The 15,668-nt window shown below is 64.0% G+C and carries 12 protein-coding genes; 4 read left to right on the forward strand and 8 right to left on the reverse strand.

Annotation, left to right across the window (positions count from 1 at the left end; genetic code table 11):
* The first annotated feature begins 24 nt into the window (after positions 1 to 24).
* A complete protein-coding gene (locus LGM71_RS16550) occupies positions 25 to 840 on the forward strand; it encodes an AraC family transcriptional regulator (protein ID WP_226115417.1) in 816 nt (271 codons plus the stop codon).
* Positions 841 to 960: 120 nt separating this feature from the next.
* A complete protein-coding gene (locus LGM71_RS16555; RefSeq protein WP_226115418.1) occupies positions 961 to 1,773 on the forward strand; it encodes a hypothetical protein in 813 nt (270 codons plus the stop codon).
* Between the two features lie 356 nt (positions 1,774 to 2,129).
* Here the strand turns inward: LGM71_RS16555 and LGM71_RS16560 are convergent, their stop codons facing one another.
* The 6 genes from LGM71_RS16560 to glmS all read right to left on the reverse strand — a co-directional run bounded on the left by LGM71_RS16560 (position 2,130) and on the right by glmS (position 11,232).
* A complete protein-coding gene (locus LGM71_RS16560) occupies positions 2,130 to 2,483 on the reverse strand; it encodes a copper-binding protein (protein WP_226115419.1) in 354 nt (117 codons plus the stop codon).
* Positions 2,480 to 5,686, reverse strand: a complete 3,207-nt coding sequence (locus LGM71_RS16565) for an efflux RND transporter permease subunit (RefSeq protein WP_124620648.1) — start codon at positions 5,684 to 5,686, stop codon at positions 2,480 to 2,482. The genes LGM71_RS16560 and LGM71_RS16565 overlap by 4 nt, the downstream gene beginning before the upstream one ends.
* Positions 5,683 to 7,212 (reverse strand): efflux RND transporter periplasmic adaptor subunit, encoded by a 1,530-nt coding sequence (locus LGM71_RS16570; protein WP_226115420.1) that lies wholly within the window; start codon positions 7,210 to 7,212, stop codon positions 5,683 to 5,685. The genes LGM71_RS16565 and LGM71_RS16570 overlap by 4 nt, the downstream gene beginning before the upstream one ends.
* A gap of 11 nt (positions 7,213 to 7,223) precedes the next feature.
* The gene (locus LGM71_RS16575) at positions 7,224 to 8,516 is read right to left on the reverse strand and encodes a TolC family protein (protein WP_124620652.1); all 1,293 of its coding nucleotides are present in this window, start codon (positions 8,514 to 8,516) and stop codon (positions 7,224 to 7,226) included.
* Positions 8,517 to 8,609: 93 nt separating this feature from the next.
* The gene (locus LGM71_RS16580; protein ID WP_124620654.1) at positions 8,610 to 8,978 is read right to left on the reverse strand and encodes a hypothetical protein; all 369 of its coding nucleotides are present in this window, start codon (positions 8,976 to 8,978) and stop codon (positions 8,610 to 8,612) included.
* Between the two features lie 424 nt (positions 8,979 to 9,402).
* Positions 9,403 to 11,232 (reverse strand): glutamine--fructose-6-phosphate transaminase (isomerizing), encoded by a 1,830-nt coding sequence (gene glmS, locus LGM71_RS16585; protein WP_124620656.1) that lies wholly within the window; start codon positions 11,230 to 11,232, stop codon positions 9,403 to 9,405.
* A gap of 157 nt (positions 11,233 to 11,389) precedes the next feature.
* Here glmS and LGM71_RS16590 point away from each other — a divergent pair, with 157 nt between their 5' ends.
* Entirely contained in the window at positions 11,390 to 11,887 is a 498-nt protein-coding gene (locus LGM71_RS16590) for an Lrp/AsnC family transcriptional regulator (protein WP_124901492.1), read from the forward strand.
* Between the two features lie 36 nt (positions 11,888 to 11,923).
* On the opposite strand, the gene LGM71_RS16595 is transcribed toward LGM71_RS16590, so the two are convergent.
* Both LGM71_RS16595 and LGM71_RS16600 read right to left on the reverse strand, forming a co-directional pair.
* Complete coding sequence (locus tag LGM71_RS16595) at positions 11,924 to 12,457, reverse strand: methylated-DNA--[protein]-cysteine S-methyltransferase (protein ID WP_059601035.1); 534 nt, start codon at positions 12,455 to 12,457, stop codon at positions 11,924 to 11,926.
* On the reverse strand, positions 12,454 to 13,932 hold the full coding sequence (locus LGM71_RS16600; RefSeq protein ID WP_226115421.1) for a DNA-3-methyladenine glycosylase 2 family protein: 1,479 nt from the start codon (positions 13,930 to 13,932) through the stop codon (positions 12,454 to 12,456). The genes LGM71_RS16595 and LGM71_RS16600 overlap by 4 nt, the downstream gene beginning before the upstream one ends.
* A 341-nt stretch (positions 13,933 to 14,273) precedes the next feature.
* Here LGM71_RS16600 and LGM71_RS16605 point away from each other — a divergent pair, with 341 nt between their 5' ends.
* Entirely contained in the window at positions 14,274 to 15,566 is a 1,293-nt protein-coding gene (locus tag LGM71_RS16605; protein WP_151048263.1) for an MFS transporter, read from the forward strand.
* Positions 15,567 to 15,668 lie beyond the last annotated feature (102 nt).

Raw genomic sequence — 15,668 nt, forward strand, 5'->3', positions numbered from 1 at the left:
CCGTCACCTCAACGGTTCGTCACCATGGCCGACTTGCGTAACGTGACCGAGACGCCCAAAGGCGTCGTCGGCCCGAAAGCCTTCAATCAGCGCTTCCGGCTGAATCGCTATTACCCGTGTGCCGAACTGGCCGGGGTGCTGGATCACCACTGGATCGTCGAATGGGATCTGCGCGACCAGCCGCCGTATGTGCAGCGCACGCTGCCGTATCCGTGCGTCAACCTGGTGTTCGACCGGCGGCAGACGGGGATCTTCGGTGTGGTGTCGGGGGCGTTCGAGACGACGCTGACCGGCGCCGGGAGGGTGATGGGCTTGCGGTTTCGGCCGGGGGCGTTCCGGGCGTTCTTCGGCAAGCCCGTGCATTTGTCGACAGACAAGGTGCTTCCCGTGTCGACGCTGCTCGATTGTGACGATGCGCAAGCCGAAGACGCCGTGCTCGGTGCCGAAGCGGATGCCGGGATGGTGGCCGCCGCGGAGGCGTTGCTGTTGCGGGTGCTGCCGCCGGCCGATCCGCAGGTCGAGCGCATTCATGCCATCTTGGAGATGCTGCAGCAGGACCTCGGGCTCACGCAGGTGCGCGATCTGGCCGAGCGCGCGGGGTTGAGCGAGCGCACGCTGCAGCAACTGTTTTCCAACTATGTGGGCGTGTCGCCGAAGTGGGTGATTTGTCGTTATCGCCTGCATGAGGCTGCGGACAAACTCGCCGGCGGCGAGCCGGTCGATCTCGCGGAACTGGCTCAGGCGTTGGGGTATTTCGACCAGGCGCATTTCACGCGCGATTTTCGGAAAATGGTGGGGAAGGCGCCGGCGGAGTATCGGCGGGGGGATGGGCGGGGATGAGGGGCAGGCTCTTGATCGGCGACCGCACCATGGGTAACTTCAAACGGTGGGTGCGCTGCCGGTCATTCCACCCTATAGTGCTCGTCGTTGACCGATCTGCGAAAAAATCAGGAGTTCGCCGTGCTTCACATCAAATCCGAGTTGCGTCGTTCGAACTTCGCGTGGGTCGTCGCCTCGGCGATGATGCTGGCGCCAGTGGCGGCGCATGCGGAGGCGGAGGCTGTCGACGGCACGGCGCGCATCGCGCCCGTTGCCGATCACGAGACCTCGCCCAGCCGGCCGATTGTCGGCGACGATCCGGTTGCAATCCGGGATGCGCTGAAGAAGCAGCACGTCAGCGCCGCCGCGCCGTCCTTGAGTGCACGGGTTCGCGGCCTGGTCTCCAGCGCCACCGATCGGCATGGCCCGAATCCCGACCTGGCAGCCGTCGATCTCGATCGTGACGTGACGTTCGTGGTGCCGGTGCGGTACGGGCTGAGGTACCGGTCGCAGCAGCACCTGCTGACGCTGGACGTCGACCTGTTCGACGCGGAGCGCGACGACCGGACGAGCATCCTGCTCAGAAAGGTCACGACGGGGCCGCGAGGACGAGGGCTCGTGATTGCACCCGAAGCGAAGGCAAAAGGGTACATCCAGCAGGTCGACATCATCGAACTCGAGTCCGGGCAAGGGAAAAAGACCACGGTTCGCAGCCGCATGCGGCTTTCGCCCGCCGTGTACGCCCAAGCGCATGGCGACTTCGCGCTCGTTTTTTCCGGGCGCCTTGTTCGGCCTTACCTGACCGAACAAGTCGAACATGCCGAACCGAGCATCGAGGAGCCAACCGACATTACGACCCGGATCTCCACGTTGCACATGGATCTCCAGTCCATCCGGCTGGTGAGCCCGTCGAGCGGTGTCGTGCTGTCGAAGAAGCTGAGTTTGTCGAAGTAGCGATTTTCTTGTGCGAGGCGATGATTCCGATGGGGCGCCGGCGTGGCCGTCGCTGCCGACGCACATTGGTTCTGGTTACGGGTAATCGCAAGTTCCGGTTACGCCGCTGAGCGAGGCCTCCAGGGGAAAGGCACGTTCAGGTGGCAGCAGGTCCGCTTCGCTGGACGCAAGAGTTGTAAGTGAAAACAGGGCAAACAAGAAACCGACGGCAGCGTGCAACGCACGCTGGAGCATGCGCCTGGTTCGGCACGTGCGTGTCGAAGCCAAGCTTCGTCTGGTTGGCAGCCGTTGCCCTCCTTCGCATTCACGGCGCAGGCTAACCACGAGGGTAAGCCTGCGCGCGTTTCATCACGCCGTCAGGATTGCTTCACCAGCTTCACGATGGTGAGCGTCCCGTTCACGCTCTCGACGCGGACCTTGACCTTGTCGCCCTCGTGAATCTGCTTGACCATCTTGGCATCCTTGGCTTTGAACGCCATCGTCATCGGCGGCATGCCGACATTCTCGAGTGCACCGTGCTTCAGCGTAACCATGCCGCTGGCAGCATCGACCTTCTTCACTTCCGCATCGGTGAGCGCTGCATTCGACGATGTGGATGCCGAAGCTTTCATCGACATGGTCATGCCGGCCATGTCATCGCCGGCGAACGCCGGAACGGCAAATACGCCGATTGCACAGACGGCGATGGTGGTGGCAAACAGCTTCTTCATCGAGTTTCTCCAGGTTGGGTAGAAGGCATTTTCATGCCGGATGGGACTGCATGGAATGTCCGCGTCTGATTCAGCTTTCGCGCACGACGGCGCTGCAGCAGGAACCAGGCAGCGGGGATAACGAACATGGAAAGGAGTGGCGCCGTAACCATGCCACCCACCATGGGAGCGGCAATACGCTGCATGACTTCGGAGCCGGCACCGTGGCCGACCATGATGGGAATCAGACCGGCCAGCACGACCGCAACCGTCATGGCCTTCGGGCGCACACGCAGCACGGCGCCTTCGCGAATCGCATCGAACAACAATGCCTCCGTGAGAAGCTCGCCGGCTTCCAGCCGGCGGTTCAGCGCGCCTTTCAGGTATAGCAGCATCACGACGCCGAATTCGGCTGCCACACCAGCAAGCGCGATGAAGCCAACCGACGTCGCGACGGAAACCGCGTGCCCCAGGCCCCAGATGAGCCAGAATCCGCCAACGAGCGCGAACGGCACGGTCGACATCAGCAGCAGCGCGTCTGCTGCCGAATTGAACGTCAGGAACAACAGCACGAAGATGACGAGGAGTGTCACCGGAATGACCGTGCGCAGCTTGGCGGCTGCCCGCTGCAGATACTCGAACTGTCCGGACCAGGCGATTGAATAGCCGGGCGGAAGCTTGACCTGTTGCCCAACGGCCTTCTGCATCGCCTGTACCGCAGACTGAAGGTCCGTATTGCGAATATCGACATACACGTAACCGGACAACCGCGCGTTCTCGCTCCGAATCATCGGTGGACCGTCGGCAATCGTGATGTGCGCGACATCCCCGAGTTGGATTTGCGCGCCACGGTCTGTCACGACGGGCAGTTGCCGCAGCCTCTCGAGCGAGTCGCGCACTTCACGCGGATAACGGATATTGATAGGGAAGCGCTCCCGGCCGGCAATCACCTCGCCGACGTTTTCGCCGCCGACCGCCGACGACACGACCGACTGGACGTACGCGACCGACAGGCCATACCGCGCGGCCGCGAGCCGGTCGATATCAACGTCGATGTACCGGCCCCCGTTCAGTCGCTCTGCCAGCGAGGACGTCACGCCGGGCACGCTCTTTACGGCGGCTTCGACTTGCGTCGCGATGCTGTCGATTTGCATCAGGTCGGGACCGGAAATCTTGACCCCGACCGGCGTCTTGATACCCGTGGACAGCATGTCGAGACGATTCCGAATAGGCGGCACCCAGACGTTCGACAAGCCAGGCACCTTGACGGCCCGGTCCAACTCGTCGACCAGTTTCTCCGGCGTCATGCCGGGCCGCCACTGGCTGCGTGGCTTGAACTGAATCGTCGTCTCGAACATCTCGAGCGGTGCGGGGTCCGTGGCCGTGTCGGCGCGCCCCGATTTGCCGAACACTGTCGCCACTTCCGGTACCGTCTTGATGAGCCGGTCGGTCTGCTGCAGCAGTTCGGAGGCCTTTTGCGCCGAAATGCCCGGCAGCGCGGTCGGCATGTAGAGCAAATCGCCCTCGTCGAGCGGGGGCATGAACTCGCCGCCGAGACGGGAGACCGGGATGAGGGTCAGCGCCAATGCCACACCCGCCAGACCGATGGTGAGCCACGGACGCCGGAGTGTTCCCTCAAGCAGTGGCTTGTATAGCCGAATCAGCACGCGGTTGATGGGGTTCGCGTTCTCGTGTGGAATGCGGCCACGGATGAGATAGCCCATCAGCACGGGCACGAGCGTCACCGACAAGCCCGCTGCGGCGGCAATTGTGTAGGTCTTCGTAAACGCGAGCGGTGAGAACAGCTTGCCTTCTTGGCCTTCAAGCGAGAAGACCGGAATAAACGAGAGCGTGATGATGAGCAGCGAGAAGAACAGCGCAGGTCCGACCTCGGTCGCGGAGGTCGCGATAAGCTCCCAACGGTGGGCAGTCGACATCGGCGCCCCTGAATGCTCATGCTCATACGCCTCCAGATGCTTGTGCGCGTTTTCTATCATCACGATGGCCGCGTCAATCATCGCGCCGATGGCAATCGCGATGCCGCCCAGCGACATGAGGTTCGCATTCACGCCCTGGTAGCGCATGACAATGAAGGCAGCCAGGACGCCGAGCGGAAGTGACAGGATGGCGACGAGGGCGCTGCGCAAATGGAACAAAAATACCGCGCAGACGAGTCCGACGATGATGAACTCTTCGATGAGCTTGTCTTTCAGGTTGTCGACTGCACGCTCGATGAGCTGCGAGCGGTCGTAAGTCGTGACGACTTCCACGCCGGGAGGCAACGAGCCCTTCAGGTCGGCGAGCTTCGCCTTCACCGCATCGATGGTCGTCAGCGCGTTCTTTCCCGAGCGCATGACGATGACGCCGCCCGCGACTTCCCCCTCGCCGTTCAATTCGGCGATGCCGCGACGCATTTCCGGACCAATTTGGATACGCGCAACATCGCCGAGCAACACGGGCGTGCCGGCCTCGTTCGTACGGAGCACGACATGGCGGAAGTCATCAAGCGAGCGCAGGTATCCGGACGAGCGCACCATGTACTCGGACTCGGCAAGTTCGATGACGGAGCCGCCCGATTCCTGGTTGGCTTTGCTGAGCGCATCGGCCACCGTCGGCTGAGTGATGCCGTAGGCTCGCAGCTTGTCGGGGTCAAGTATCACCTGATACTGACGAACCATCCCACCGATACTCGCAACTTCGGAAACGTCCGGCACAGCCTTCAGCTCGAACTTGAGGAACCAGTCGTTGAGTGCGCGCAGTTGCCCGAGGTCGTGTTTCCCGCTTCGGTCGATGAGCGCGTACTCGTACACCCAGCCGACACCCGTCGCGTCAGGGCCAAGCGATACGGTCGCCCCCTGCGGTAAACGGCTTTGCACCTGATTCAGGTACTCCAGTACACGCGAGCGGGCCCAATACTGGTCGGTCTTATCGTCGAACAGCACGTAGACGAACGCATCGCCGAACGATGAATACGCACGAATGGTCTTTGCGCCCGGTACGCCGAGCAGCGTCGTCGTCAGCGGATATGTGACCTGGTCCTCGATGACCTGGGGAGCCTTGCCGGGATAGGAGGCCTTGATGATGACCTGCGTATCCGAGAGGTCCGGCAGTGCATCGAGCGGCGTTTCCTTTACCGAGTACACACCCCAAGCGGTGACCAGCACGGTCGCGAGCAGCACCAGGAACCGGTTATGAATGGACCAGCGTATGAGACGCGCGATCATTTGGCGCCTCCGAGCGGTTCGACGTTCATCAGTTGGTAGCCATCGTCCGATTGCTTGAAGACGAAATGCACCGTCTGCCCGACTTTCACGTCGCGGAACGCGGTGGGAGCAGGCTTGTTGAACGCCATCGTCATCGCCCCCCACCCGAGCGCTGGCACGGGCTGGTGAGAGAACGTGATGTCGGAGGCCGTCACCTTTTCGACCTTGCCAGTGGTCTCGTACGATTGCACCGCGGCCGCCGGGCCCGATGCCGGCCTCGCAGCGCTCGTGCCTGCGTTCGCTCCAAGTCTTGGCAGCACGGACTTGAGGCTCGCCTCGGAATCAATGAGGAACTGCCCCGATGCGACAACGGTATCGCCGTCGTTCAATCCACTGAGCACTTCTGTTTCGTCGCCGACGTCATTGCCGATGATGACCGAGGCGGGCTGCAGGCGACCATCGTTGTTCTTCACGATGACGACCGAGCGCTTGCCGGTGGTGATGACCGCTTCGGACGGCACGAGCAATCGTGAAACGTTCTTCTGGCCGGCAACGCGCACGCGCATCAACATGCCGGGAGTCAGTTTCAGCGACGTATTGTCGATTTCCAGGCGTGCCTGGAGCGTGCGACTGCTTGTGCTGATACCCGGCAGGATTTCGCGAATGTGTCCGGTGAAATGCTGCGTCGGGTCACCAGCGAATGTCGCATCGACCGCCATCCCGGGTTGCACGTTCAGCGCGAGCGCCTCTGGAATCTCGACGATGAGCCAGAGCTTCGAGAGCCCGGCAATTTTCGCCAGCGTCTGTCCCGGTGCCACCATCGCCCCGTCCCGAACGTTCAGTTCGCTCACGACACCTGTCTCCGGCGACGCCAGGACGACATGGGTTTGCGCTTTGCCAGTCCGGTCGAGGCTCGCAATAACCCCGTCGGGAATCGACAGCGCGCGCATGCGCGCCCGCGATGCTTCAATCAGGTTGGCATCCATCCCGCCGCGCTTGAGCGCAAGGTACTCCTCTTGCGGCGCCAACCAGTCCGGTACGAACAACGATGCAATTGGCGCGCCCTTGGCAATTCGCTGCATCGGCGCACTGGCGTATAGATGGTCAATGTAGCCGGTGACCCTCGATTGAACGACGTCCGAGCGCGACTCATCGAATTGTGTGGTGCCCACCGCGTCGAAACCGCTCGCTGTCTCTTTCCGACGAACCGTCGCGTAGCGAATCCCGAGATTTTGCTGCAGGCCCGAGTCAATCTCGATGCCGGATGGACCGCCGCCCTCGTCCGCATAGACGGGCTCGAGTTGCATATCCATGTAGGGTGACTTGCCTGGCTTGTCGAAGTGCTGGTTGGGCACCATCGGGTCGTGCCAGTACAGCACCTTCCGGCCAGTCTTCGGGTCAATCTTGTCACCTGAAGCGGCGCTGGCAACTGGAACGGCCGCCGCACGGGTCGAGGCGTGGTGAATGCCAGCGAAATAGGCCGCGCCGAGCAGCGCTGCGCCGGCGAATACCGCAAAAATGGCGCGCACCAGTGGTTTCTTTGTCATGTTGTTCTCCTTCACTGGGCTGCAGCCATCGTGGACGGCACGACTTGATATTCGAGTTGCGCCCAGGTTTGCGCTACCTCGCGCTTCAGGTCGAGCACTTGGCGTTGCGCTTCCAGTTGTGCGCGCCGGGCAGCAAACGTGTCCGCAAGCGAGCCGGTCCCGGCCCGGTAGGCGGCGTTGGCGAGCTGAACACGTTGCTCGGCGGCAGGCAGCAAGGAGTGACTCAGGTTGTCGATGCGCTCCCGGCCGCTCGCCAGCGTGGCCGATTGAGTTCGGATATCAGCCTGGACCTGTCGTAGCGTGTCTTCGTACATCAGCCGGGCTTTCGTCGCGAGTTCGGCTTTTTCAGCGACGTCGCGGTTCTGGCGGTTCTTGCGGTTCAGAGGTAAGGGGATGGTGACACCCACCGATACCATGTTCGAATACGCACCGCCGCGTTGCTGGTACGCAATCTCCCAGCTCCAGTTCGGGCTGCGCTCGCTGTTCGCGACCGCCGTATCGGCTTCCGCGACCGCGATATCATCGGCGGCTGCCACCAGCGCTGGCTGGGAAAGGCGCAGCTCGTCCGGCGGCAATGACGACACGAAGGATTCCGGTGCCGGCGGCTCACCCGTCACATCGGTAGCGGGCATAGCCGTCCAGCGTGACAGGCCGATGAGCGCGGTCCGGTAGGTCTGCTGTGCCTTCAGTACCTGGTCTTGAGTCTGCGCCAGCATGGCTTTGGCTTGAACCACGTCGGCAGCGCTCGCCTTCGCGCCACGGTACGAGGCTTTCGTGGCCGCCAACTCGTGGGTCATGTGGTCCAGCAATTCTTGTTGAAGCGCGAGCGCTTGCTTCGCGAAGATGGCGTTCAGCCAGGCCGTCGCCGTTTGCTGGCGGACATTGGCAAGCTGAGCCAGATAGCCGGCGCGTTCGCGTCCGACCATCTCGCTGGCTAGCGCCGAACGCAGGCGTCGCTTCTCGCCGGATACCCACTCCTGCTCGATGCCGATACGCCGCATCGTCATGAAATCCTGGCCGACGGTGAACCGCTGCGGTCCGTTCACCGGCAGGTTGTCGATGCCGGCTTTGAGCATCGGGTCCGGCAGTTGTCCGGCTTTGGCAGCTGCCTCCGAGCTGGCGCGCACAGACGCTTGCGCTGCCTGCATCGAAGCCGAGTGGTCACTGGCGGACTGCAGCGCGGCGTCGAGATTGAAAGTGGCTTCCTGCGCGTGTACGACACCCGCGACAAGTAGCGCGGCAAAAAGCGTATGCGCGCGCCGAAGAACACGCCGACTCCGCGGCGTGCCGAAATTGAATGTCATGTTCTTACCCCAACGGCGGAATCCAATAGGGATTCCACGTCCTGGCATAGGACGAACTTCACCGCATTTGCGGTGAAACCTGTCAGCGTGGGATTAGATGGCGCGTGGAGGTCGCCACAACCCGTTCGGGTCGCGGACCGAGAGAGAATCAGCGTAGTGGAAGACGACCGGGCGGACGAGCGCGGCAGGTCGGCTGACGTCTGCGCGACCGGTCGGATGGTAGAGGCTGCCAAACTGGCATTGGGCAGTTACCTTACAGAACACGCCCTTAACCTTGGTCTTGTCGACTGACTGGGACTTCATCATGTCACAGTGGGACATATCCGTAGACATATGCTCGCCCACATCCCCGGCCATCGATTGCTGCATCGGACACTCGCCGGTCAGACCGCTGGCTGCCAGCCCACTGAGGGGCAGCATCGCACACAGCGTCAACAGGAAAAGTGTCCGGAGGAATTTCATGGCAACAATTGTAGGGCGCCATTTTAGCCAACTTCTCGGAATTTCGGCTATGACATTTGCCGCAACGCTTCACCGGGTGTCATCTCAACTTGAACCGGTCGATGAAGCGGAGCGCCTCCTGCATTCCTCGACCCGCGCCAGCGCACGGTCCGCATCCGCCGCAGTGTTTTACGGAAGCTCTCGTCGGACATCACCCTACCTGCCAGCGCGTCCTTGAGCCCCTTCTCGGCGTCATCCAGGAGGACAAGTCGGCCGTGCTCGGCCTCGAGCGAGTGGTAATCGTTCAGCTTACGGGCATCGATAATTGCAACGTAAGCCGAACAAGGCTTGGCGGCACAAAAGGCCCTTGTAACCAAACCTAAATCGAGTGTCCGTAACTGGAATCAATGCAACTCAGCGAGCGGAAAAAACCGCACGGCTACCCTCACTCCACCGTCACCGACTTGGCAAGATTCCTCGGCTTATCGATATCCGTCCCCCGCGCCAACGCCGCGTGATAAGCCAGCAACTGCATCGGCACCGTATGCAGGATTGGCGAAAGCGGCCCGTAGTACTCGTTAAGCCGAATCACCTCGATCCCCTCACTCGGCACCAACCCGCAGTCCACATCCGCGAACACGAAAAGCCTGCCGTTGCGCGCGCTGACCTCGTGCATGTTCGACCTGAGCTTTTCCAGGAGCACGTCATTCGGCGCCACGGCAATGACGGGCATTTCGTTACTGACCAAAGCCAGCGGCCCATGCTTCAACTCCCCTGCGGGATAAGCCTCCGCGTGGATATACGAAATCTCCTTCATCTTCAGCGCGCCTTCGAGCGCGATCGGATAGTGCATCCCGCGTCCGAGAAACAGCATGTTGTCGCGTCGCGCGAGCAGCTCCGACCAGCCCATGATCTGCGGCTCCAGCGCGAGCACCTTCGACATCGCATCGGGCAGATGCCGCAGCGCACGCAGATGCGCCTTCTCCTCGTCATCGCTCAACCGCCCGCGCACCTGCGCCAGTGACAAAGTCAGCAAGAACAGCGCCACGAGCTGCGTCGTAAAAGCCTTTGTCGAAGCCACCCCGATCTCGATCCCCGCGCGCGTGACGAACTGCAGCACGCATTCGCGCATCAGCGCACTCGTCGCGACGTTGCAGATCGCGAGCGTATGCGTCATCCCGCGCTGCTTCGCGACATGCACGGCGCCGAGCACGTCGGCCGTCTCGCCGCTCTGCGACACCGCGACGACCAGCGTGCGTGGATTCGGCACGCTGTCGCGATAGCGAAACTCGCTCGCGATCTCGACGCTCGCCGGCAGCTTCGCGATGCTCTCGATCCAGTATTTCGCGGTCAGCGCCGCGTGATAACTGCCGCCGCACGCGAGCAGCAACACCGAATCGATGTCGTTGAACACGCGCCACGCGCCGTCGCCGAACAGCTCGGGCATGATCGATCCGACATCGAGCAACGTATCGGCCACCGCCTGCGGCTGCTCGAAGATTTCCTTCTGCATGTAGTAGCGATACGAGCCGAGGTCCGCCGCGCCGCTGTGCGCGGCCACCCGCTGCACCGCGCGCTCGACGCGCTGGCCGGCCGCATCGACGATCCAGTAGCGATGCAGCTGAATATCGGCGACGTCGCCATTCTCGAGGTAAGCGATGCGATCGGTGATGCCCGACAACGCGATCGCATCCGACGCCAGGAAATTCTCGCCATCGCCGACACCGACGACGAGCGGCATCCCGTCGCGCGCACCGACGATCCGGTGCGGTTCGTCGCGGCACATCACCGCGATCGCATAGCTGCCGCGCAGCCGCGCGACCGCGCGGCGCACCGCGTCGAACAAGTCGCCGTCGTACAGGTGGTCGATCAGATGCGCGATCGCTTCGCTGTCGGTCTGGCTCGCGAACACGTAACCGTGCGTCTGCAATTCCGCGCGCAGTTGATCGCAGTTCTCGATGATGCCGTTGTGCGACAGCGCGATGCGCGCGTTGTCGTCGCTCGGCGAGAAGTGCGGATGCGCGTTGAGCGTGACGGGCGCGCCATGCGTTGCCCAGCGCGTATGCGCGATGCCGGTGTAGCCGGACAGCGCGTGCGCGGCGATCTCGCGCTGCAGGTTGGCGACGCGGTCGACGCTGCGCGCCCGTGCCAGCGCACGGTCGCGATAGACCACGACGCCGCACGAGTCGTAGCCGCGGTATTCGAGCCGCTTCAGCCCGTCGACGAGGTTCGGCAGGATGTCCCGCTGGGCCACCGCCCCGACAATTCCACACATATCGCGCTCCGTAAATGTCCTGTCTGGACCCGTGACAGCGATGGTAGAAGCGGTCGAGTGGAATTAAATTTCAAAATACACAAGAAAATGAAGCAGACGAGACGTCGGCTATCATGTTGAAATTAAATTTCACGAACCTGACCGGAAGGAGCCGCCGATGGCTGGCATCACGCTCGACGACCTCGACCTGCGCATTCTCGCGATCCTGCAGGACGACGCGTCGGTGTCGAACCTGCAACTCGCCGAGCGCGCGCTGTCGTCGCCGCCGACGTGCATGCGCCGCGTGCGGCGGCTGACGGAAGCGGGCGTGATCCGCCGCCAGGTCGCGGTGCTTGACCCGGTCGCGATCGGCACGGCCGTCACGGCGTTGATCGAGATCAGCCTCGACCGGCAGACGGCGGAAGACTACGACGCGTTCGAGGCCTACGTGTGCGCGGAGCCGGCGGTCACGCAGTGCTATCGCGTGTCGCCGGGGCCGGATTTCGTGGTGGTGGCCGATCTGGCCGACGTCGCCGAATACGACGCGTTCGCGCGGCGGCTGTTCACCGGCGCATCGAACGTCCGCAACGTGCGGACGTTCTTCTCGACGCATCGCGCGAAGTTCGAGGCGAACGCGCGGGTCACGCATGCGATGCGCAAGCGCGGCGACGCCTAGACCGCACGACACACGTCGAACGGCAGGCGCGCGGCGTCAGAACGCGAACGTCTGCTGCATCGGATGGCGCTCGCCGCGCGCGAACCCGGCGCCTTCGAGCGACAACAACGCGCGTTTGCGATCGATGCCGCCTGCATAACCGGTCAGGCTGCCCGACGCGCCGATCACGCGATGGCACGGCACCATGATCGATACCGGGTTGCGGCCGACCGCGCCGCCGACGGCGCGCGCGGCACTCATCGGCAGCCCGACGCGTTCGGTGATGTCGCCGTACGACACGAGCTTGCCGAACGGAATCGCGAGCAGTTCCTTCCACACGCTGCGCTGAAACGCGGTGCCGCGCAGATGAATGGGCACCGAGAAGGTTTCGCGCGTGCCGGCGAAATATTCGGCGACTTCTTCGGCAACCTTGCGCGCGAGCGGCGACGCGTTGCGTACGTCCGCATCCGGTGCGATCCCGAGCGATGGATAGTATTTCTGGCCGACGAAGAAGAGGCCCGTCAGGGCATCGTCTTCGATACGGATGGCGATGTCGCCCAGTGGGCTCGGAATCAGATGAGCGGGAGTCATCGCGAAGCTTCTCCATGAAGGCGCCACACATGCAGTGCGGCATACGCGCGCCATGGCGCCCAGCGCCCCGCTTGCGGCGCCGATGATGCGATGCTGCGCGGACGCTCGGTGGCGGCGGCGCGCGGTGCAAGCCACGCGTCGTCTGCGGGGAACGCGTTCGGCCAGGCCATCGCACGCATCGCGACATATTGCACCGCGCGTTCGTCGAAGCCGGGCAGCGCGCGCAACGCAGCGAGCGTCGCATCGAGCGGCGCCATCGGTTCGAGCGCAAGCGTGCCGTCGGCGACTGCACGTGCGAGCGACACGATCGCCCGCGCCGCATCACGCGTCGCGCCGATCGCTTCGAGCGCCGCCGGTGGCACCCTCGCCAGCGTCGCGGCGGAAGGCAACGCATGCGTGAGCCCCGGCGGTGCGTGGTCCACCGGCGTGCCGAAGCGTTCGGCCACACGCGCCAGCACGGCGCCTGCTTGCATCGCAGCCAATCGTTCGCCCGCGATCGCACGAATCGCGATCTCGAGCCCGTCGAACGCGCCGGGCACGCGCAAGCCGGGCGAGCCGTCCGCGAGCTCGCCCAGATGCGCGTCGATCACGTCGGGGCGGCTGTCTAGATCGAACAGCCGCCGCACGCGCGCGAGCACGGCCGGGACGACGGGCGTCAGCGCGGGCGACACGGTCACCGCGAGCGCGAACCGCTGCGGCACGTGCGTGACGGACAGCCAGCCCGTCACCTGAGCGTCGCCGTGCCCGTTCGGCAGGGCGACGACGCGGGCATAGCCGTGCGCATCGATACGCTCGACGCCGTCGACCTGCCGCTGCGCGAGGAAGCGCATCAATTCGGCCCAAGCGAACGGCGGCCGGTACGGTAGCGGGAAGGTCATGTCGCCACTGGCGGATGCGCCGGTGCCCTTGCGCAGGCGCAGCGGATTGAGACCGTAGCGCTGGCGGAACAAATCGTTGAAGCGTCGTACGCTGCCGAACCCGGCAGTCGAAGCAACCACGGCCACCGGCAGCGCGGTGTCGGTCAGGAGGCGCTTGGCCATCAGCAGACGGTGCGTCTGCGCGAATTCGACCGGCGACACGCCGAACTGCGCGGCGAAGATTCGGCGCAGATGGCGCTCGGTCACGCCGACTCGCCGGGCGAGCGCATCGACGGAATGCGCGTTCAGGAAACCGTCCTCGATCAGCGAGGCGGCTGCGTCGGCGAGATTGCCGGACAGGTCGAGCAGCCCGTGGCCCGGTGCGAGCTCGGGGCGGCACCGCATGCACGGCCGAAAGCCGGCTTTCTCCGCGGCGGCGGCGGTCGGGTAATAACTGCAGTTCCGCGCCTTCGGTGGTTTCACCGGGCAAACGGGGCGGCAATACACGCCCGTCGTCGACACACCGACGAAGAACCAGCCGTCGAAGCGGCGGTTCCGCGAAAGCAGGGCGTCGTAGCAGGTGTCTGGATCGAGGTGCATGAGACGACTGTAAACCATCCGTGCCGCCGATTCCGGCTGGAATCGGACATGTGTATCGACGCGCCGGCTCGCGTCATGGCCCCCTTTCGCACACGGGAAAATCCCGAAAAAACGGTTAATGCCACTTTGCGAAACAGTCGTCTTTTTTGCGCGGCCGGATTTGAGATGACTCATCGAAATCCCCGACTGACACGGTACCGGGCCAAGCCCTATCCTTTGAAAAACGTTTTCCAGAACTCGACGGACGAGCGGCCGTGCCACGCAAGGGGCGGGCCGCCGTCCGCTCCGGCGCCCGTCGCCGGTCACGGACAGACAACATCCAGCGGCGCGACGGGCGCGGCCGCGCATCGGAGACACTCATGCAATCTGCCGTCGTCGGCGCGGTGCGCGCGGCCGCCAGCCGCTACCGCTGGACCGTCTGTGCGCTGCTGTTCTTCGCGACCGTCATCAACTACATGGATCGACAGATCCTCGGCCTGCTCGCGCCGATGCTTCAGCACGACATCGGCTGGAGCCAGGTGCAGTACGGCCGCATCGTGATGGCGTTTTCCGCGTTCTACGCGATCGGCCTGCTCGGCTTCGGGCGCATCGTCGACTGGCTCGGCACGCGCATCTCGTATGCGGTCGCGATGCTGGTGTGGAGCATCGCGGCGATGCTGCACGCGGCGGTCGGTTCGGTGATGGGCTTCGCGGCCGTGCGCGCGCTGCTCGGGATCGGCGAGGGCGGCAACTTCCCGGCCGCGATCAAGACGACGGCCGAATGGTTTCCGCGTCGCGAGCGCGCGCTTGCCACCGGTATCTTCAACTCGGGCGCGAACATCGGCGCGGTGTTCGCGCCGGCGATCATCCCGGCGATCGCGGTGGCCTACGGATGGCGCGCGGCATTCGTGATCATCGGCGCGATCGGCATCGTGTGGCTCGCGGTCTGGCTGGTGATGTATCGCACGGCCGACACGCGCGCGCTCGCCGCGGAATACGACGAGCCGCGCGACGAAGCCGAAGCGCTCGACGCGGCGAACGCGGATGCAGGTGCGCCGCGCTGGGGCGAACTGATCCGCAAGCGCGAGACGTGGGCGTTCCTGATCGGCAAGTTCCTGACCGACCCCGTGTGGTGGTTCTACCTGTTCTGGCTGCCGAAGTGGCTCAACGAGTCGCGCGGGATGGACATGCAGCATATCGGCCTGCCGCTCGTGTGCATCTATGCGCTGACGACGGTCGGCAGCATCGGCGGTGGCTGGCTGTCGTCGATGCTGTTGCGCGCGGGCTGGAGCGTGAACGGCGCGCGCAAGACGGCGATGCTGATCTGCGCCTGCTGCGTGCTGCCGATCGCGTTCGTGTCGCAGGTGCAGAGCCTGTGGGGCGCGGTGCTGATCGTCGGCCTCGCGGCCGCCGCGCACCAGGGCTGGTCGGCGAACCTGTTCACGACGGCGTCCGACCTGTTCCCGCGCCGCGCGGTCGCGTCGGTTGTCGGCATCGGCGGGATGGCAGGTTCGATCGGCGGCGTGCTGTTCTCGGAAGTGATCGGTCAGGTGCTGCAACGCACGGGCCACTACTGGGTGCTGTTCGCGATCGGCGCGCTGGCCTACCTGCTCGCGCTGGCGGTCATGCACGTGCTCACGCCGAAGATGAAGCCAGCGAAGCTCGACGCTTGATCGCGTGCCGGCAAACGAACGCGCCGCCCGGAGGCGGCGCGTTTTTATTTGCGATGCACAGCGGCGCAGTGACGACGAAGAGCCGACAGGCCGTGGACGCAA

It is taken from the genome of Burkholderia sp. AU33545 (assembly GCF_020419685.1).
Taxonomy (GTDB): Bacteria; Pseudomonadota; Gammaproteobacteria; order Burkholderiales; family Burkholderiaceae; genus Burkholderia; species Burkholderia diffusa.